The organism is Rhodopseudomonas sp. WA056 (assembly GCF_010906995.1).
GTDB classification, from domain to species: Bacteria; Pseudomonadota; Alphaproteobacteria; order Rhizobiales; family Xanthobacteraceae; genus Rhodopseudomonas; species Rhodopseudomonas palustris_G.
This window is the reverse complement of the sequence record NZ_QPFS01000042.1, coordinates 14606-34758: the sequence shown is the minus strand read 5'-3', so window position 1 is coordinate 34758 and position 20153 is coordinate 14606. Positions and strand designations below refer to the sequence as shown.

Genomic DNA, 20153 nt, shown 5'->3' with positions numbered 1-20153 from the left:
GGAAAATATTGTCCAATATCTTCGCGTTGTTCGGCTCCTGCTCGAAACGGACCAACTGGTTGTCGACCGTGTCCAGGCTCTCGAAAGTCTCCGTCAAAAACTCACGAAGAAGATCGTCCATACGCGTTACGCCTCTTGCCTGAACTTCCGGTGGCCGCAAAGTCGCGGTCCTCCGCTCCGGAAGCGGAATTTATGTCCATTGCCAGCCATATCCGGCCGTCGCCTACGCTCTCGTTAATTTTGCGGCACGTAGGAGTACGAAGTCGGCGGCGCGCCTCCGTATCGGAGCGAAGCCGACACCGCTCAGGCTGCCCGGACCGTGTCGAGGAAACGACTGACTTCGGCCTTCAACCGGTTACTGTCCTGGGACAATGCCCGCGCCGCCGACAGCACCTGCGAAGCCGCCGAGCCGGTCTCCGCCGCCCCCTGCTGCACGCTGGCGACGTTCGAACTCACCTCCATCGTGCCGTGCGCAGCCTGCTGAACGTTCCGGGCGATTTCCTGGGTCGCGGCGCCCTGCTGCTCGACCGCTGACGCGACCGTGGAGGCGATCTCCGCCATCCGGTCGATGGTGACGCCGATCTGCCGGATCGCAGCGACCGACTCCTCGGTCCCGGCCTGGATGCCGGCGATCTGCTGACTGATATCGCCGGTCGCCTTCGCGGTCTGCTCGGCGAGCGCCTTCACTTCCTGCGCGACCACCGCGAAGCCGCGTCCGGCCTCGCCGGCCCGCGCCGCCTCGATCGTCGCATTGAGGGCCAGCAGGTTGGTCTGGCCGGCGATGTTGTTGATCAGTTCGACCACCGCACCGATCCGCGCCGCGGCCTCCGACAGTTCGCCGACCCGATCATTGGTGTGCCGCGCCTGGCTGACGGACTCGACCGCGATCCGTGCCGACTCCTGCACCTGGCGGCTGATCTCGCTGACCGAGGACGACATCTGCTCGGTCGCCGACGCCACCGACTGCACGTTGGAGGCGGCCTGCTCGGACGCCGCGGCCACGGCAACCGTCAGCCCCTGCGACCGCTCCGCCGTCGAAGTCAGCGTGCCGGCCGAGGCTTCGAGTTCGGTCGACGCCGACGATACGGTCTCGATGATCTCGCCGACGGCGGCTTCGAACTCGTTCGCCAGCCGCTGCATGTCGAGCTTGCGCTGCAGCGCCATCCTGCCAGCGGCATCCTTCTCTTCCTCGCGGGTGAAGTAGAGCTGGTTCTGCATCGCCTGGATGTTGCGCAGCGCGACCCCGATTTCGTCGTCGCGATCGATGACGATGCGGCTGTCGAACTTGTTCTGGGCGATGTTGGACATCGCGGCGTTCAGCCGGCCGATCGGCACTGTGATCGCGCGCATCGTGAAGCGGCCGTTCAGGATACCGAGCAGCAGCCCGAGCGACAGCAGCGCCAGCGAGATCGCCCACAGCATGGCATACTGAATCTGACCGGCGTCGTACTCGGCCTTCGCCACCCGCGTCTGGATCGCCACCAGACCGTCGAGGTCGGCCTTGGCGAGGTCGTAGAGTTGCTTTCCTTTTCCGGTCACCAGCGCGCTGAGCTCGTCGATCTTGCCGTCCCGCAGCAATTGCAGGCCGGGACGGGTCGCCTGCTCGCCATAGGCGCGACGGCGCTCGACGAACGACTCCGCCAGCCGCTTCTCCTCCGGGCTCAGATCCGTCGCCAGATAGTCGGCGATGGTCTTGAGCAGCGTCTTGGAATTGGCCTCGATCCGCTGGGTCAGATCCGGTACCTGCTGTCCGGCCTTGGCGAGCAGCGCGGCGCCGCTCAGCGCCATCGCGTTGTCGAGCATCCGGTCGTTGATGACGTAGAGCTGTTCCAGCGGCACGACGCGGTGGCCGAACATCGTGCTCAGCCGCAGGTTGGCGTCGCGGGTCGACCACAGTCCGACCGCGCCGACGGCTATCAACAGCACCGCCTGCACCGTCACCAGCGTGGTCAGCCGCGCCTTCAGCGTCCGCGTGAAGACGGAAAACTTGTCCAGCCACGACCGCCGGCGGATGATGCCGTCGTCGATCTTGTAGCCGTGGGCTTTGTTGGCCGCGAGCAGCTCGTAGACGCGCTCCGCCTCCGCGCGCTGATCGGCCGGCAGCTTGGTCCGCACCGACATGTAGCCGGTCACCTCGCCGTTCTCCCACAGCGGCGTGGCGCTGGCGAGCACCCAATAGAAGCCGCCGTTCTTACGCCGGTTCTTCACCGCGCCGACCCAGGGCCGTCCGGCCTTCAGCGTGTCCCACAGGTTCTGGAACGCTTCGGCCGGCATGTCGGGATGACGCACGATGTTGTGCGGCTGCCCCATCAATTCCTGTTCGCTGAAACCGGACGCCGCGACGAACTGTTCGTTGAAATAGGTCAGCTTGCCTTTGACGTCGGTCTTCGAAACGATCAACGTGCCATCTTCGAGTACGTACTCGTCGCTGGTGACGGGCAAGTTCTTGCGCATTTCAGACTCCAAACAGCTCCGAGCCGGTGGGCTCGCCTGACGTGATCGTATTTGTTCGATTTCGCAGCCATCCCGAGACCGGGCGCAGGCTGCTTCGTTGCAGGTCATCCGGCCGATGCCGGGCTTCGGGAGCACGACGACCGCTGCTCGGGCGCGGTGCTACAATCGACGCGTGAACCTTTCGGAAAGCGACAGCCCCGCTTTGCCTCGCTGGCGTTCAGGCCAATTTCAGACATTTGCCGCCACGGCGAAACATCCTCCGGTCGGCTACTCGAGCACCAACGGAATCCTCACCGGGATTCGACTTTAGAATGATAATCAACATTCAATATCTCCAAGGTACGCCACTCTCCGACGCTTCACCGGATCGCACCGAGGAAACGGAAGTACGCACGCTGCCCAAGGGATGGGTCGTTACTTGGGAAGATTCCGAGGATAGAAAGCCAAATCTATCCTATTCGTAAAACTGTCTGAAAAACCGCGTGATTTGCCGATTTTGGGCGAGAAGTTCGCTATCGGGGCGACGCAATCAGTGAAGCGCGATCGTGAATCGAGTAAACGATCAGACTTAAGTCAAAGACGACGATTGAGGGTCGCGCACCGCAATTCAGACGGCCGCACGGATGCACGCCGCAGCTTTCAGCTATTGCGTTCGAACCGGGGGCCGCGCACCTCGCCCCAGGAATGCACGATCGGCAATCCGGCCACGGTGCTGCGCAGATTGGCGAGCGAGATGCGGAGTGCGGCGAGATCGATCGGCTTGGGGAAACTCTGCAACAGCTCCATGCCGAGCGACTTGGCGAGATCGCGCGAAGCGCGGCGATGCTGCGAGTTCATACCGCTGATCACGATCATCGGCCCTTCGTATTTCGCCGCCGCCATCGCCCGCATCACGTCGGCACCATCGCCGTCGTCGAGCTTCAGATCGAGCGTGACGCAGTCGAAATGCTTGTCGCGGATCAGCGCGATACCCTCGGCGCAGGTCGCCGCATGAGTGACTGCGTAGCCGGCCTTTTCGGCTGCACCGGCGATCAGCATGCGCTGCACCAGGTCATCGTCGACCACCAGCAGGTCGAGCAGCCCGAGCACGCGGTCGGCGTTTGGTCCGGCCTGCGCCAGATCTGTCCGTTCTTCGCTGCGCATCGCTCGGCTCCCCGTCAATCGGTCGCCGAGCAATATCGAGACCCGTGCAACCAGGGGTTAATTCGATCGCACACCGCGCCGCCGAACGCGCAGTCGGATGCCCGGGTAGTTGACGCGGCGTTGACCGAACCGGCGCAATTGTTCGGATCGCGCCGGCCCTCGGTCCCGACCGGATCAGATCGACCAGCGCCAGTCGCGAACCTCCGGCAGATCGTCGCCGTGCTCGCCGATATACAGCTTGTGCCGCTGCATCGTCGCCCAGTAGCGCGACGTCGCGGCGTCACGCTGGCCGGCGAGCCGGGGGATGCGCAGGATCGCGTCGAGCGCCAGCCGATAACGATCGAGATCGTTCAGCACCACCATGTCGAACGGCGTGGTGGTGGTGCCCTCCTCCTTGTAGCCGCGGACATGGATGTTGACGTGGTTGCGGCGGCGGTAGGTCAGCCGGTGGATCAGCCAGGGATAGCCGTGGAAGGCGAAGATCACCGGCTTGTCGGTGGTGAACAGTTCGTCGAAGCGGCGATCGTCCATGCCGTGCGGATGTTCGGAGCTCGGCTGCAGCACCATCAGGTCGACGACGTTGACGACCCGGATGCGGATATCGGGAACGTATTCGCGCAGCAGCATCACGGCCGCGAGCGTCTCGACCGTCGGCACGTCGCCGGCGCAGGCCATCACCACGTCGGGATCGCCATCGTCGTTGCTGGCCCATTTCCAGATGCCGGCGCCGGCGGTGCAGTGACGCACAGCGGCGTCGATATCGAGCCACTGCCACTCCGGCTGCTTGCCGGCCACGATCAGGTTGACGTAGTTGCGGCTGCGCAGGCAGTGGTCGGCCACCGACAGCAGGCAGTTCGCGTCCGGCGGAAGATAGATCCGCACCACGTTCGACTTCTTGTTGGCGACGTGATCGATGAAGCCGGGATCCTGGTGGGAAAAGCCGTTGTGGTCCTGGCGCCAGACGTGCGAGGTCAGCAGATAGTTCAGCGACGCGATCGGCTTCCGCCACGGAATCGTGGCGCACGCCTTCAGCCACTTGGCGTGCTGGTTGAACATCGAATCGACGATGTGGATGAACGCCTCGTAGCACGAGAAGAAACCGTGGCGGCCGGTCAGCAGATAGCCTTCGAGCCAGCCCTGGCACAGATGCTCGCTGAGCACTTCCATCACCCGACCGTCGGGGCCGAGATCGACATCGACGTCCTCGATCGCCGCCATCCACTCCTTCGGCGAGACTTGCAGCACCGCATCCAGCCGGTTCGACGCTGTCTCGTCAGGGCCGAACAGCCGGAAATTCTGGCTGTCGAGGCTGTTCTTCATCACGTCGCGCAGGAAGCTGCCGAGCACCCGCGTCGCCTCGGCCTTCAGCGCGCCGGGCGCCGCAACCGTCACCGCGTAGTCGTGGAAATCCGGCAGCGACAAAGGCTCCAGGAGTTCGCCGCCATTGGCGTGCGGGTTGGCACTCATGCGGCGGCGGCCGGTCGGCGCCAGCGCCTGCAATTCGTCGCGCAACTTGCCGGTTTCGTCGAACAGCTCCTCGGGGCGATAGCTGCGCATCCAGTCTTCGAGCTGCGTCAGATGCTCGGCGGTCTTGAAATCGGCGATCGGCACCTGATGGGCCCGCCAGGTGCCCTCCACCGGCTTGCCGTCGACCTGCTTGGGTCCGGTCCAGCCCTTCGGCGTGCGCAGCACGATCATCGGCCAGCGCGGCCGCTCGGTGGCGCCGTGATTGCGGGCCTTGTCCTGAATCGCCTTGATGTCGCCGAGTACGCGTTCCAGCGTCGCGGCCAGCGTCTGGTGGACAAGCGCCGGATCGTCGCCTTCGACGAAGTGCGGCTCGTAGCCGTAGCCTCGCATCAGATCGGTCAGCTCCTGCGGCGTGATCCGCGCCAGCACCGTCGGATTGGCGATCTTGTAGCCGTTCAGATGCAGGATCGGCAGCACCGCGCCGTCGCGGGCGGGATTGAAAAACTTGTTGGAATGCCAGCTCGTCGCCAGCGCACCGGTCTCCGCCTCGCCGTCGCCGACCACGCAGGCGACGATCAGATTCGGATTGTCGAACGCGGCGCCATAGGCGTGCGCCAGCGAGTAGCCGAGTTCGCCGCCTTCGTGGATCGAGCCGGGCGTTTCCGGCGAAACGTGACTCGGCACGCCGTGCGGCCATGAAAACTGTCGGAACAGTCGCTGCATGCCGTTGCGGCTGCGCTCGATCGCCGGATAGCGCTCGGTGTAGGTGCCTTCCAGATAGGCGTGCGCGACCAGACCCGGCCCGCCGTGGCCGGGACCGATGATGTAGATCATGTCGAGATCGTGCTCGGTGATCAGCCTGTTGAGATGCACGTAGAGCAGATTGAGGCCGGGCGTGGTGCCCCAATGTCCGAGCAGGCGCGGCTTGATGTGTTCGAGCTGCAGCTTCTGGTCGAGCAGCGGATTGTCCTGAAGATAGATCTGTCCGACCGACAGATAGTTCGAAGCGCGCCAATAGGCGTCCATCTTCTGCAACAATTCGTGGGACAACACGTCGGACATCATCATCTCCAGGTTAGAGGCAGAGTGGGCTGCTCGTGCATAGGAGCAGCCCTTCGCACCGCAGGCGAAAGTCGTATCGACGCCGGAACGACGTATTGCGAAACCGCGGCGCCACTCGTATCGGCTGCGGTACAGTGTCAGCTTTGCGTGACATAGTCATGCGCGAACGCCACGCAATGCGACCAATCATGCAGCAGCGGCGACGGCGTTCCTCGCATCGCGCATGTGAGGTGCGCATCTGCATCAATGACAGTGCTGCGACGGACGAACCGGCACGATGTTTGATGCGGATCAATCGCGACGGTGCAATCTTCTTGATTCTGATCAATGTGTTTGCAGCGCGACCAACGAAGATGCCGCGCGTCAACGTAGCGGTACTCCTGAGGCCACGAATGTCCGAGTCCCAGCTTCGTCAAAACATCCTTGACGAGTTCGAGTTCGATCCGAGCTTCAACAGCGGCCACATCAAGGTTGCTGTCGAGAACGACAACGTCATCCTCAGCGGTCACGTGATCTGCTACGCCGAAAAGGTCGCGGCGATCGCGGCGACGCGGCGCGTCAAGGGCGTTCACGCGATCACCGATCACATCGAGGTCCGCTATCCGTTCAATCGCACCGCCGACGATCAGATCGCGCAGCGCGCCTGCGATCTGCTGGATTGGAACGTGCTGGTTCCCGCAAGCTCGGTGGACGTGCAGGTCGAGAACGGCTGGCTGACGCTGACCGGTACGGTCGACTGGCACTTCGAGCGCGCCGCGGCGGAGGACGACGTCCGCAAGCTCGCCGGGGTGACCGGCGTCACCAACAACATCGTCATCAACAATCCGCTCGCCGATCATTCCTGCATCCGGGCAAAGATCGAGTCGGCGCTGCGCCGCCACGCCGAGATCGACTCCAAGAGCATCCGCGTCACGGTGAAGAACGGCAACATCGTGATCCTGGAAGGCCGTGTCGATACCTGGGACGAGCGCCGCGCCGCGCAAAACGCCGCATGGTCGACACCCGGCGTAGCAGCGGTCGATGACCGGCTGATGATCAACTGATCCAGGCTTCCCGCACCTGCCGGTGCCGGCCCGCCCGATGCGGGGTCACGCGTCCTGCGCCGCCTGCCGCGGCGCGCTCCGCGGCGGCGCGACCTGGGCTTCACGCACGATCGTCACGGTGCAGACCGCTTCGCCCGCGACCTTGGCCGAGACGCTGCCGAGCAGTGAACGCAACACCGAGCTGCGCCGTGCGCCGATCAGGATATGATCGACGCGGCTGGCCTGTGCGAATTCGAGAATCGCCGTCGCCGGATCGACCGCCTCGAGCACGTGGACGGTCAGACGATCGTCCTCAAGCTTCAGCGGTTCCGCCCAATGCCTGAGCTGCACCAGGCGATCGACGTGCTTGTTGTGGCCGTGCTCGTCCAGGGTGCGGTCGATGGTCATGCGTCCAAGCTTGAGCACGTTGAGACATGCCAGTCGTGCCGAAGGCAGCGTGGCGAGAATCCTCGACGCCGTGGTGCGCAGCGCCTCGTTCAGCGCCGCCGAGCCTTCGGCCAGGTCGATCGCCACCGCCACGATCGGCGCCGAAGCCAGATGCGCCGCCATCGTCTCGGCTGCCCGCGACCGCGTCAGTTCCTTGTTGAAGCGGCGGCGCAGCACGGTGCGCAGCGGATCGTGCTTTAGCTTCTCGGAGCGTGTGGTCAGCCTCACCTCGGTCGGGTGAGTGAGATCGAACACCAACTGGGCCGCAGTCGGATAGCGCCAAGCCGGCTCGATCTCCAGGCAGCGCAGCACGATCTCCTGCAGCCACGGCGGATAGTCGGGACGCAGCTTGCGCGGCGGCTGCGGGTCGCGCCACAGCCGGCGACGCATCCCGTACATCGTTTCGGTCTCGCCGAACGGCCGCACCCCGGTGGTGAAGAAATACAGCAGCACGCCGAGTGCAAACAGATCGCTGCGCGGCTCGTCGCGCACGCCGAGCAGCCGCTCCGGCGCCATGTAGGGCGCGGTGCCGAACGGCAGCCGGAATTCCTCCTGCATCAGGTCGGGGAGCTGATCGCTGCACGCCAGTCCCATGTCGAGCAGCACCGCCTCGCCGGTGGGGCGGAACATGATGTTGCTGGGCTTGATGTCGTGATGGATGACGTGCTGGCGATGCAGGTCGGCAATCGCGGTGGCAATCCTGGCCGCGATCGCGACGGCCTCGTCGTCACCGAGCGGCAGCTCCGGCAGGCGCGCGAGCAGCGGCTCGCCGGCGATCCGTTCCATCACGATATAGGGCTGGGTGGAGAAGTCCTGCATCGACACGAATTTCGGGACGTGCGGCCCCGACAGCCGCGGCATCAGCATCTGCTCCATCTCGAAGCTGACGATCGCGGCGGGATCCTCGCCCTCGCCGAGCCGGGGGATCTTCATCACCATCGGCATCGGATCGTCGTCGCGGCGCACCTTGAACAGGGTCGCCATGCCGCCACGATGGATCGCCTCCTCGATGATGAAGCCGTCGAGCGTCGATCCGGGCTCCAACACGGCCTGGTCCATCGCCTAGCGCCCCACCAGCAAGCGATCGGCCAGCCACAGCGGCAGGCCGTTGTCGCGAATCCGCCGCGCCGCTTCGCCGGCGTCGTACGGCACCCGGCAATAGGTCAGCTCGTGCTTGACGGTGTCGTACAACGCGTAGGCTGCGGCCGGATTGCCGTCGCGCGGCTGCCCCACCGAACCGAGCACCGCGTGCCACTGCCGCCCCGGCAACAGATGCACCGGTACGTCGGCCGTTGGCACGAAGGTGGTCATCTTGCCGGTGACCGACAGCGAATACAGCGCCGGCTTGTGGACGTGACCGCAGAAGGTGACGTGAGCCGAGACCGCCTGCATGCTGCGCGACGCGACCGAGGTGTCGGTGACGTAGATCCAGGCCTCCGGCCGGGTCGCTTCCGAATGCACGAACAGCAGGCTGTGCTCCTCGTGGCGCATCGGCAGATCGGCCAGAAACTTGCGCTGCGCCGAATCGAGCTGGCCGCGCGACCATTCGATCGCGGCCTCCGCTTCGGCGTTCATCTGCAGTTTCGGATTGCCGATCGCGGCATCGTGATTGCCGAGCACCGCGATTGCGCCGTCCGCCACCAGATCGCGCACCGTGCTCACGCTCCAGTCCGGATCGGCGCCGTAGCCGACATAGTCGCCGAGCAGGACGATGCGCTCGGCGCCGCGCGCGCGGGCGTCGGCAAGGCATGCGGTGAACGCCGGCCGATTGGCGTGAATGTCGGCGAAAAGCCCCAGCAGCACCGCGCCCCCTCCTGCTCCCTGTACCGCTCCGGCAAGGGCGGTTTCCGATCGTCGTTCCGGCGCCGTCGCGTTTTCATCCCGGACGAAAATTCGCTCGGCCCGGCCGAAGTTTACGGCCTGTCTTTGATCGATCGCAACCGCGTTGCACTCCTTGATCCAGCGCAATGGGGCGCGCGTGCTTGTATGAGTATATCGCCCCGCAAGTTGCGTTGGAGGCGCTCATGACCGCACCCGGCAAGCCGACACAAAACGCGCCCGTGACCGAAGCCGTCGCCGACGTCGTCAGAGAGTGGGAAGAGATTGCAGGAAGTCCGAGCGAACTCGAAGCCTTCGGCCGGGCGATGGCCAACATGGTCAAGGATCTCGGCCTGTCGCCCTCCGAAGTCCGCGCTCTCGCAACCAAGGGCACCAGCGCCAAGGAACTACCCTGCCTGCTCGAAGCGCTGCGCATCAGCATCCGCGCGCTCGCGGAGAAGGAGCCGATGCTATTGAACGACCTGCGGCGCAACTGCGCGATATGCGATCACAAGCAGGAGTGCGATGCCGATATCGCGGCCGGTACGCTGGTCCCCAGCTATCAGCGCTACTGCTTGAACGTCGATACGCTGGATGCTCTCAGCCACGACACCAACTTCGTAGCGGAGTCGTGAATCCTTCCGATCTGCGCGGCGATCCTCGCCGCGACTTCTCAGCGGCGAGACGCAGACGGCGTCTCGCCTAGTACCAAAGCACCATTCGTTTGATCTGCGTCAACAATCGTTGACATTGCGCATGTCATCGTTTCTTGACAATCATGGGAGAAAGTCAGTGCGCATCCTTCTCATTCACCCGAATTATCATTCCGGTGGCGCGGAGATCGCCGGCCACTGGCCGCCGGCATGGGCCCCCTATCTGGCGGGCGCGCTGAAAGCGAACGGCTTCACCGACATCAAGTTCGTCGATGCGATGACCGAAGAGATCTCCAGTGAAGGTCTCGCCAAGATCATCTCCGACTATCAGCCCGACCTGGTCGGCGCCACCTCGATCACTCCCTCGATCTACGCGGCCGAAGAGGCTCTGAAGGTCGCCAAGCAGATCAATCCGAAGATCGTCACCATGCTGGGCGGCGTGCACGCCACCTTCATGTATCAGCAGGTGCTGAGCGAAGCGCCGTGGGTCGATGTCATCGTCCGCGGCGAAGGCGAAGAGATCGTCGTCGAGCTGGCGCGCGCCGTTGCCTCGGGCAACTGGCCGGCCAATCGCTCCGAGATCAAGGGTCTCGCCTACACCGAAGGCTCCAACGGCGAGAGCCAGATCGTCGCCACGGCGGCCGCGCCGACCGTCAAGGATCTCGACGCGATCAAGCCGGATTGGGGCGTCCTCGACTGGACCCTGTATCGCTACATTCCGATGAACACCCGCGTTGCGATCCCCAACATGGCGCGCGGCTGCCCGTTCACCTGCTCGTTCTGCTCGCAGTGGAAGTTCTGGCGCGACTATCGCGTCCGCGACCCGAAGAAGGTGGTCGACGAGATCCAGGAACTGGTCGAGAAGTACGACGTCGGCTTCTTCATCCTGGCGGACGAAGAGCCCACCATCAACCGCAAGAAGTTCATCCAGTTCTGCGAAGAGCTGATCGCCCGCGGCCTGAACAAGAAGGTCCAGTGGGGCATCAACACCCGCGTCACCGACATCCTGCGCGACGAGCAGCTTCTGAAGTTCTACAACGAAGCCGGTCTGATGCACGTCTCGCTCGGCACCGAGGCCGCGGCGCAGCTCAAGCTCGACCTGTTCAACAAGGAAACCAAGATCGCCGACAACAAGAAGGCGATCCGTCTGCTCCGCGAAGCCGGAATCGTGACCGAGGCGCAGTTCATCGTCGGCCTCGACAGCGAAACCCCGGAGACGCTGGAAGAGACCTATCGGATGGCGATGGACTGGAAGCCGGACCTCGCCAACTGGTCGATGTACACCCCCTGGCCGTTCACGCCGCTGTTCAAGGAATTGAGCGACAAGGTCGAGGTGTTCGACTTCGCCAAGTACAATTTCGTCACCCCGATCGTGAAGCCGGCGGCGATGGAACGTGGCGAACTGCTCGACCGGGTGATGAACAACTATCGCCGGTTCTACATGTACAAGGCGTTCTTCTCCTATCCCTGGTCGGGCAGCGGCCGACGCCGGCGCTATCTGCTGGGCTGCCTGAAGGCGTTCCTGAAGGCCGGCTTCGAGCGCAAGTTCTACGATCTCGGCCGGGTCGGCTATTGGGGGCCGCAATCGAAGAAGAAGGTCGACTTCCAGTTCGACACCACCCGCAAGATCTCGCACGCGCAGATGGCGGACTGGGAAGCCAACGCCGACCGCTCCCGCAAGGCGGCCGCATCGCAGATGGCCATCGTCTCGGCCTGCGGCGGCGGCACCGAGCAGATGGAGGAGAGCGAGGCGGACGCCAAGGCAGCGCTCGCCAAGTCCGTAACCAGCCGCATGGCGGAAAACACCCATGACGCAGGTTCGGTCACCCGCCACTGACGTGGGAGCGCATGCGGCGGCGTCCGAGATCGGACCCAATGCCGTCATCCAACTGATCCACGCACTCGAAGCGGCCGGTCTCCAACCGGCCGCGAAGGAGATCTTCTCCGAGGCGGCGGCGAGCGACTGGCTCGCCGAGCCGCCGTCGGCGATGGTCGACGAGCGCCCGGTGGCTGCGATCCACCAGGCGGTGCGCCGCGTGCTGCCGCAGCCGCAGGCCGCGGCGATCCTCGCCGACGCGGGGCTGCGCACCGGTGACTACATCCTCGCCCATCGCATTCCGAAGCTGGCCCAGGCCGTGTTGAAAATTATGCCGGCCTCGATTGCCGCCAGGATGCTGACCAAGGCGATCACGGCACATGCCTGGACCTTTGCGGGTTCCGGCAGATTCACTGCCAGCGTGGGAAAAACGGTGACGTTCGAAATCGCCGCCAATCCGTTGTGTGCCGGGGAACACGCCGATCACCACGTCTGCGTCTGGCACGCCTCCGTATTTCAACGGCTATTCCAGGTTCTGGTGTCGCCTTATACACGAGTGACCGAAACGGCCTGCGGGGCGAAGGGCGACGAATGCTGTCGCTTCGTGGCGGATTGGACCTCGATTCCGGACGCCGCCAATATTTACGCCAGCCGACGATCCAAGCCGATCGCAGGTCAGTCAGAAACCCTTTCCGCGCGTTGATCCGCGGGCGATGAAAGAGATCACGACTATGTCGTCTGCCCTCGACAAATACGCCAAGAGCTCGGTGCCGCGCTACACCAGCTATCCGACCGCGCCGCACTTCGCCAAGGACTTCCCGGAGTCGATCTATCGCGGCTGGCTCGCCCAGCTCGACACCGACGAGCCGATCTCGCTGTATCTACACGTGCCGTTCTGCAAGCAGATGTGCTGGTACTGCGGCTGCAACATGAAGCTGGCGGCGAAATACGATCCGGTCGCCGACTACGTCGAGAGCTTGATCGACGAGATCAATCTGGTCGCCGACGCCCTGCCCGGCACGATGCCGGTGCGCCACCTGCATTTCGGCGGCGGCACCCCGACGGTGATCGATCCGCAGGATCTCGGCGCCGTGATGACGCTGCTGCGCGAGCGGTTCGAGTTTCTGCCCGACGCCGAGGTGGCGATCGAGAGCGATCCGCGCACCCTGACCGCCGGCATGGCCGCCAAGATCGGCGAGCTCGGCTTCACCCGCGCCAGCTTCGGGGTGCAGGAGTTCGACCCGAAGGTGCAGGAAGCGATCAACCGCATCCAGCCGCCCGAGATGGTCGCCCGCGCGATGCAGCAGTTCAAGTCGGCCGGTGTCGAGCGGATCAACTTCGACCTGATCTACGGCCTGCCCTATCAGACCGCCGAGGATCTGCGCCGCACCGTCGAGCAGTGCGTCGAGATGCGGCCGGATCGGGTGGCGCTGTTCGGCTACGCCCACGTGCCGTGGGTCGCCAAGAACCAGCGAATGATCCCCGACGAGTCGCTGCCGAAGCCGGAGCTGCGCGCAACCCAGGCCGACGCCGCCGCGGAGGCGCTGGTGAAGGGCGGCTACGGGCGGATCGGCATCGATCATTTCGCGCTGCCGGGCGACACGCTGGCGATCGCCGCCAAGACCGGTGAACTGCACCGGAACTTCCAGGGCTACACGGCGGACGCCGCCCAAACCCTGATCGGCCTTGGTTCGACCTCGATCGGCCGCACCCCGAGCGGCTACGTGCAGAATATCAGCGAAACCGGCGCATGGGCGCGCGCGGTTGCCGCCGGCCAGTTGCCGGTGCATCGCGGCCATGCGCTGACCCAGCAAGACAATCTCCGCGCGCATGTGATCGAACGGATCATGTGCGACGGCAAGGTCGATCTCGCCGCCGCAGGCAAGGCGTTCGGCTACGCCGAAGACTGGTACGCGCCGGAGCAGGATTCGCTCGCAGAGCTGCAGCGCGACGGCGCGGTGGTGTGCAACGGCAGCAAGCTGACGCTGACCCCGGAAGGCGTCCGGCTGTCACGGGTCGTTGCGTCGGTGTTCGACACCTATCTGCGCAACTCCTCGGTCCGGCATTCGATCGCCGTCTGACGGCGGCACCGCTCACGCTTCAAGACAGCGCGCGCTTCGGCGCGCGTTCGTCGTTTTGATGCAGCTCAATTGCAATTCCGCTTTCGGGTGGATTATTACCGCTGACGGTAATGGAGCAGGCATCAGTATCCTTACGGAGCTGCAACTTTAACGGAAAATACCACATCTAGCAGCCTAATCGCCGCGTGGTTCTTCCGTGCGGGTCGGCAACGTCGCAGCCCTCCACGATCGGACCAATCGAGGTACGTGCAATGGCCCACAAGCTCAAAGTCACCGAAGACATGGTTGCCAAGGCCGCCGCCGCATTCCGCGCCGCCAACGGCAGCGAACTGTTCTGCCTCCGTGCCGCGCTGGAAGCCGCACTCGCCAACCAGACCTTCTCGGTCGGCGACGAAGTCACCACCCAGGGCGGTGCGACCGGCATCATCCTGTCGATCAACGGCGACGAGGCTCAGATCTCCTGGTCATGCCGCGGCAAGACCACCACCAAGCTGTCCCAGCTCGAGCACATCGAACACGACCAGTCGGTGCTGACGGAACAGAGCGCCGCCTGATCGGCCCGCCCGTCCGCGACCTCGCCGGCCGGCGCGAAGCTCGCGCCGGGGCTGCTGGTTGATCCACGTCAACCTCCCGAGAGGCCGGTTTGATCCAATGCGGATCAAACGCACCAAACAATCGGGAGGACACCATGCAGATCCAGCAGATTCATCACGTCGCCTATCGCTGCCGTGACGCCAAGGAAACCGTCGCGTTCTACGGCCGGGTGATGGGCATGGAGCTGATCGGTGCCATCGCCGAGGACAAGGTGCCGTCGACCAAGGCGCCCGATCCCTACATGCACGTCTTTCTCGACGCCGGCGCTGGCAACATCCTGGCGTTCTTCGAGCTGCCGAACTCGCCGCCGATGGGCCGCGATCCGAACACGCCGGACTGGGTGCAGCACATCGCGTTTCAGGTCGGCGACCTCGACGCGCTGATGGCGGCCAAGCAGCGCGCCGAGGCCGAGGGGCTCGACGTCGTCGGCCCAACCGATCACACGATCTTCAAATCGATCTACTTCCGCGACCCGAACGGACACCGGCTCGAGGTCGCAGTCTGGACCGCGACGCCGGAACAGCTCTCGCAAATGAAGAACGTCGCCCACGCCATGGTCGACGAATGGGCGGTGACCAGGAAGCCGCCGCGCCATACCGCTTGGCTGCACCAGAAGGAATTCGCCGAAGCTGACTAGCGCGTTGTCGGACGAAGGATTCACTTCGCTTGAAGGCGTGGCACCACAACCCGGCGTCGGAAGCGAAGGCCGAGGCAGTTAGGACGATGACACCGGCGCAGCCGAGCACTTCTGCGACTATTGCCCGGCCAGGCGGTCGCAGTCGGCTCAATGTCGAGCTTCATGTAAGTTAAATTGCAAGTGCATTCGTCCCGCAACGCCCGCCGCGCGGCTTGACAAACAGCCCCAGCCCCTGCGGAATCCCCAGCGATAGGCCGCTACTCGAGCCGCGGGACGGGCATGACCGGACTACACCAGCTCGGAGTGCTTCAGCTCGCGATCCTGATCGGGATCGCGGCGCCGGCGACACGCGCCCAGGCGCAGTGGTGGCCGAACAGAGAGCCGGTCGACTACGAAGACTGTGTCGCCAAGGGCGAGGCGAAGGCCGACAGCAGCGAGGCCAGGACGGCGCTGGCGGCGCAGTGCGATGCCCGATTCGCCGGCCGACGCAAACCCGGCGGCGGCTACACTTACTTCGATTTCATGCAGAACCGCAGCTTCGACCTTGCCGGGCCGAATCCGACCGCGGATGAACTGCGCAAGATCGACGAGGAATACACCGCGTTCCTCGACCAGCGCCGTCGGCAGATGATCGCGGCGGCCTTCGCCGCCAAGCAGCAGCAGATCGCAGCGCTTCAGCAGCAACAGCGACAGACCCTGGAGCCGCCGCCGCCCTTGCCCAGACCCCGGCCGGTCGTGGAGGAGCGCCGCGCCGCGGCCGACAAGCAACGACCGCGCCCCGAGAAGAAGCGCGCCGAGCGCAAACGCACGCCGGAGACGCCGCGCTACGCCTGCAGCAGCAATGATCCGGTGTCGTGCGGCCTGACGCATCTGTCGGACGGCTTCACTGCGGTGAAGGCTTCGCTGTTCGGCACCCCGACCACCACCGCACCACGACGCTGAGCACCTGCGCCGCCGCCGCCTCAGCGGTCGGAGCGACGGATCACCTCCATTAACTCCGCAATCTTCTGGCGCTGATCGTTCTTGTCACCGCTCGTGATCGCGTGCTCGACGCAATGCGCGACGTGATCTTTCAGAACCTCTTCCTCCACCCGCCGCAGCGCGGCGCGGACCGCCGAAATCTGGGTGACGATATCGATGCAGTAGCGCCCCTCCTCCATCATCTTGGAGATACCGCGCACCTGTCCCTCGATCCGCCCCAGCCGCTTTTGACACGACGCCTTGATGTCCTTGTGCATGTCGGATATATACCCCTACACGGTATGGGTTACAAGCGCCAGGGTGACGCGATGCGCGACGGCGAGCATGCGGGGCACGACGCCCCTGTCAAGAACCAGGATTGCTGCGGATCAGCGGGCGCAAGCGCGCCGGCGACCTCGTCCTGTTGCGGCGGCGGCACGAGTCGCTCGTCCACCGCTACGGCGACGGCGATCGACCCGGTTTGCGGCATGAGCGTCGACCCGGCGACCGCGCAGCATCGGTTTGATCACGACGGCAAGACCTATTACTTCTGCTGCGGCGGCTGCCGCGAAAAATTCGCGGCCGATCCGGCGGGCGTCCTCGCCAAGGCCGCGACTCCGTTCACGCTGCCGCCGAAGCCGGCTCCGAAGCTGCATCAACTGACGGAGCTGCCGGCAACGTCCTCATGCTGCGGCGGTGGCGACCACGCGCCCACCAAGGCGATCGATCCGGTCTGCGGCATGAGTGTCGACGTCGCGACCAGCAAGCACAGCTTAGATCACGACGGCACCACCTATCACTTCTGCTGTGGCGGCTGCCGCACCAAGTTCGCCGCCGATCCCCAGCGCTATCTCGCCAAGGCTGCCGCATCGTCGTGCTGCGGGGGCGCGCACGATCACGCCGGTCTTTCTCACGGCGCGGCCGTCGACGACGGCAAGGTGATCGACCCGGTGTGCGGGATGAAAGTCGATCCTGCCACCAGCAAGCACCGCTTCGCCTACAAGGGCACGACCTATCACTTCTGCCGCGAAGGCTGCCAAACCAAATTCGCCGCCGATCCGGTGTCGTATCTGGACAAGAACAAGGCCAAGCCGGAGCCGGCGATGCCGGAAGGCACCATCTACACCTGCCCGATGGATCCGCAGATCCGCCAGGTCGGACCGGGCACCTGTCCGATCTGCGGGATGGCGCTCGAGCCCGAACTGGTATCGCTCGACGACGCGCCCAATCCCGAACTGATCGACATGACGCGGCGGTTCTGGATCGGCCTTGTGCTGGCGCTGCCGGCGGTGGTGCTGGAGATGGGCGGCCATCTGGTCGGCGGCCACGGCCTGATCGACCCGGCGCTGTCGAACTGGATACAGCTCGTGTCGGCGACGCCGGTGGTGCTGTGGGCCGGCTGGCCGTTCTTCGTGCGCGGCTGGCAATCGGTGGTGACGCGCAACCTCAACATGTTCACGCTGGTCGCAATGGGCACCGGCGTCGCCTACATCTACAGCTTGATTGCGACGATCGCGCCGCAACTGTTCCCGGCGGCGTTCCGGGGTCACGGCGGCACGGTGCCGGTGTACTTCGAGGCCGCGGCGGTCATCACCGTGCTGGTGGCGCTCGGGCAGGTTCTGGAACTGCGCGCCCGCGAAGCCACCTCCGGCGCCATCAAGGCGCTGCTCGGCCTGGCGCCGAAGACCGCCCGCAAGATCGCCCCCGACGGCAGCGAGCACGAGGTCGAGATCGATAGTCTCACCGTCGGCGACAGGCTGCGTGTGCGTCCCGGCGAGAAGGTACCGGTCGACGGCACCATCGTCGAAGGCCGCGGCACGCTGGATGAATCGCTGGTGACCGGCGAGTCGATGCCGGTGAGCCGCGAAACCGGCGGCAAGGTGGTGGCCGGCACGCTGAACCAATCCGGCGGCTTCGTGATGCGCGCCGATCAGGTCGGCCGCGACACCATGCTGGCGCGCATCGTGCAAATGGTTGCGCAGGCGCAACGCTCGCGCGCGCCGATCCAGCGTATCGCCGATCTCGTCGCCGGCTGGTTCGTGCCTGCGGTGGTGCTGGCCGCGCTGATCGCGTTCGCCGCCTGGGCGACGTTCGGCCCCGAACCGCGGCTGACCTTCGCGCTGGTCGCCGCCGTCAGCGTGCTGATCATCGCCTGCCCGTGCGCGCTCGGTCTCGCCACGCCGATGTCGATCATGGTCGGCGTCGGCCGCGGCGCGCAGGCCGGTGTGCTGATCCGCAATGCCGAAGCACTGGAGCGACTGGAGAAGGTCGACACCCTGGTGATCGACAAGACCGGCACGCTCACCGAAGGCAGGCCGAGCGTGGTGGCGATCGTCACGGCCAACGGCACGGACGAGACCGAGCTTCTTCGGCTCGCCGCAAGCGTCGAGCGCGCCAGTGAGCATCCGCTCGCCGACGCCATCGTCCGCGCCGCCAAGGAGCGCGGTCTCGATCTCGCCGACGTCGCCGATTTCGACGCGCCGAGCGGCAAGGGTGCCGCCGGCCTGGTCGCAGGCCGGACCGTGGTGATCGGCAATCCGGCCTATCTGGCGTCGATCGGCGTCGACACCGACACGCTCGCGGCCAAGACCGACGAGCTGCGCAGCGACGGAGACACCGTGGTTCACGTCGCGATCGACGGCCGCCTCGCCGGCCTGTTTGCGATCGCCGACGCGGTGAAGGCGTCGACACCTGACGCGCTGACGGCGCTCGCCGCCGACGGCATCAAGGTGATCATGCTGACCGGCGACAATCAGGTCACCGCGAGGGCGGTGGCGCGAAAGCTCGGCATCGCCGATGTCGAAGCCGAAGTGCTTCCCGATCAAAAGAGCGCCGTAGTCGACAAGCTGCGCCGGCAAGGACGCGTGGTCGCGATGGCCGGCGACGGCGTCAACGACGCCCCCGCGCTCGCCGCCGCCGATGTCGGCATCGCGATGGGAACCGGCACCGACGTCGCCATGGAGAGCGCCGGCGTCACGCTGCTCGAGGGAGATCTCGGCGGCATCGTCCGCGCCCGCAAATTGTCGCAGGCGACGATGCGCAACATCCGGCAGAATCTGTTCTTCGCCTTCGTGTACAATGCCGCGGGCATTCCGATCGCGGCCGGCATCCTGTATCCGAGCCTCGGGTTGTTACTGTCACCGATCATCGCCGCCGCTGCGATGTCGCTGTCGTCGGTGAGCGTGATCGGCAATGCGCTTCGCTTGCGCAGAGCCGTGTTGTGAGATGTCCGGGTTGCGACTGAGAGCCGCCTGCGTCCCATTGATCTAACGCAAGGATTGGCGGTCGATTGGACGTATTTTGCGGTCGCGAAGGTTTGCCGCAAATCTTTCCGTGTTTGCGGATAGCGACATCGAGGTCCCGGCCATGTCACGAATCATTGAAATGCTGAACGAAGAGCACCGCAACATCGCGCGCCTGCTCGACGTGCTCGAACGCGAGCTCAGCGTCTTCGATCGCCGCGAGCGCCCCGACTACGAGATCTTTCAGGCGATCATTCAGTACTTCAAGGAATACCCTGAAGCCTGCCATCACCCGAAGGAAGACGTCGTCTACCAGATCCTCAAGGAGCGCAGCCCCGCAGTCGCCGGAACGGTCGGCGACATCGAGAAGGAACACGAGCTGGAGGTGGATCGGCTCGCTCACTTCGCCAAGGTGGTGGACGATGTCCTCGCCGATCAGGAACTGCCGCGCCAGACCTTCCACGCCGCCGCGCAGGACTTCATCGAGCACCAGCGCCGCCACATGCTGAAGGAAGAGCAACTGCTGTTTCCCGCCGCGCTCGAAACCCTCACTCCCGAAGACTGGGCCAAGATCGACTCGCGGATCGACGATCGCAAGGACCCGATGTTCGACGGCGAGACCGCGAGCAAATTTCAGAATCTGTACGCGACCATCCTGCGCTGGGAGCAGGAGACCGAAGCCGAGCGCAGCAAGGCGCCAGTGCGCGCCTGATCGGCACGGGCTGCCCGCCCTGCCGCTCCCTCCCGGAACGGGCGG

General features: G+C 65.0%; 16 protein-coding genes. 10 read left to right on the top strand and 6 right to left on the bottom strand.

What is annotated here, in order from left to right:
• Positions 1–303: 303 nt before the first annotated feature.
• The 3 genes from DU475_RS10810 to DU475_RS10800 all read right to left on the bottom strand — a co-directional run bounded on the left by DU475_RS10810 (position 304) and on the right by DU475_RS10800 (position 6126).
• Positions 304–2454, bottom strand: coding sequence for a methyl-accepting chemotaxis protein (locus DU475_RS10810; protein WP_164632150.1), 2151 nt, complete (start codon positions 2452–2454; stop codon positions 304–306).
• A 639-nt stretch (positions 2455–3093) separates the two neighbouring features.
• Positions 3094–3597 carry a response regulator gene (locus DU475_RS10805; protein WP_013503516.1) on the bottom strand — a complete coding sequence of 168 codons (504 nt, stop codon included), beginning with the start codon at positions 3595–3597 and terminating at the stop codon, positions 3094–3096.
• A gap of 174 nt (positions 3598–3771) precedes the next feature.
• A complete protein-coding gene (locus tag DU475_RS10800) occupies positions 3772–6126 on the bottom strand; it encodes a phosphoketolase family protein (protein WP_164632148.1) in 2355 nt (784 codons plus the stop codon).
• Between the two features lie 392 nt (positions 6127–6518).
• Here DU475_RS10800 and DU475_RS10795 point away from each other — a divergent pair, with 392 nt between their 5' ends.
• Positions 6519–7169 (top strand): BON domain-containing protein, encoded by a 651-nt coding sequence (locus DU475_RS10795; RefSeq protein WP_047307333.1) that lies wholly within the window; start codon positions 6519–6521, stop codon positions 7167–7169.
• 45 nt (positions 7170–7214) lie between these two features.
• Here the strand turns inward: DU475_RS10795 and DU475_RS10790 are convergent, their stop codons facing one another.
• On the bottom strand, positions 7215–8654 hold the full coding sequence (locus DU475_RS10790) for a serine/threonine protein kinase (protein WP_164632147.1): 1440 nt from the start codon (positions 8652–8654) through the stop codon (positions 7215–7217).
• A gap of 3 nt (positions 8655–8657) precedes the next feature.
• Positions 8658–9398: a metallophosphoesterase family protein gene (locus DU475_RS10785; RefSeq protein ID WP_164632145.1), complete on the bottom strand. Its 741-nt coding sequence runs from the start codon at positions 9396–9398 to the stop codon at positions 8658–8660.
• A 221-nt stretch (positions 9399–9619) separates the two neighbouring features.
• Here DU475_RS10785 and DU475_RS10780 point away from each other — a divergent pair, with 221 nt between their 5' ends.
• The 7 genes from DU475_RS10780 (at position 9620) to DU475_RS10750 (ending at position 16136) form a co-directional block, all read left to right on the top strand.
• Positions 9620–10048, top strand: a complete 429-nt coding sequence (locus tag DU475_RS10780) for a hypothetical protein (protein ID WP_013503521.1) — start codon at positions 9620–9622, stop codon at positions 10046–10048.
• A gap of 157 nt (positions 10049–10205) precedes the next feature.
• Positions 10206–11903: a magnesium-protoporphyrin IX monomethyl ester anaerobic oxidative cyclase gene (gene bchE / locus DU475_RS10775; RefSeq protein WP_164632143.1), complete on the top strand. Its 1698-nt coding sequence runs from the start codon at positions 10206–10208 to the stop codon at positions 11901–11903.
• On the top strand, positions 11875–12585 hold the full coding sequence (bchJ, locus tag DU475_RS10770; protein WP_013503523.1) for a bacteriochlorophyll 4-vinyl reductase: 711 nt from the start codon (positions 11875–11877) through the stop codon (positions 12583–12585). The genes bchE and bchJ overlap by 29 nt, the downstream gene beginning before the upstream one ends.
• A gap of 28 nt (positions 12586–12613) precedes the next feature.
• On the top strand, positions 12614–13963 hold the full coding sequence (hemN, locus tag DU475_RS10765) for an oxygen-independent coproporphyrinogen III oxidase (protein WP_164632141.1): 1350 nt from the start codon (positions 12614–12616) through the stop codon (positions 13961–13963).
• A 251-nt stretch (positions 13964–14214) separates the two neighbouring features.
• A complete protein-coding gene (locus tag DU475_RS10760; RefSeq protein ID WP_013503525.1) occupies positions 14215–14517 on the top strand; it encodes a preprotein translocase subunit YajC in 303 nt (100 codons plus the stop codon).
• 134 nt (positions 14518–14651) lie between these two features.
• On the top strand, positions 14652–15194 hold the full coding sequence (locus tag DU475_RS10755) for a VOC family protein (RefSeq protein ID WP_142882223.1): 543 nt from the start codon (positions 14652–14654) through the stop codon (positions 15192–15194).
• Positions 15195–15473: 279 nt separating this feature from the next.
• Complete coding sequence (locus DU475_RS10750; protein ID WP_047307327.1) at positions 15474–16136, top strand: hypothetical protein; 663 nt, start codon at positions 15474–15476, stop codon at positions 16134–16136.
• A 20-nt stretch (positions 16137–16156) separates the two neighbouring features.
• Here the strand turns inward: DU475_RS10750 and DU475_RS10745 are convergent, their stop codons facing one another.
• Complete coding sequence (locus DU475_RS10745; protein WP_013503528.1) at positions 16157–16432, bottom strand: metal-sensitive transcriptional regulator; 276 nt, start codon at positions 16430–16432, stop codon at positions 16157–16159.
• Positions 16433–16483: 51 nt separating this feature from the next.
• Here DU475_RS10745 and DU475_RS10740 point away from each other — a divergent pair, with 51 nt between their 5' ends.
• Both DU475_RS10740 and DU475_RS10735 read left to right on the top strand, forming a co-directional pair.
• The gene (locus DU475_RS10740; protein WP_164632139.1) at positions 16484–19378 is read left to right on the top strand and encodes a heavy metal translocating P-type ATPase; all 2895 of its coding nucleotides are present in this window, start codon (positions 16484–16486) and stop codon (positions 19376–19378) included.
• 142 nt (positions 19379–19520) lie between these two features.
• Complete coding sequence (locus DU475_RS10735) at positions 19521–20108, top strand: hemerythrin domain-containing protein (RefSeq protein WP_047307330.1); 588 nt, start codon at positions 19521–19523, stop codon at positions 20106–20108.
• Positions 20109–20153 lie beyond the last annotated feature (45 nt).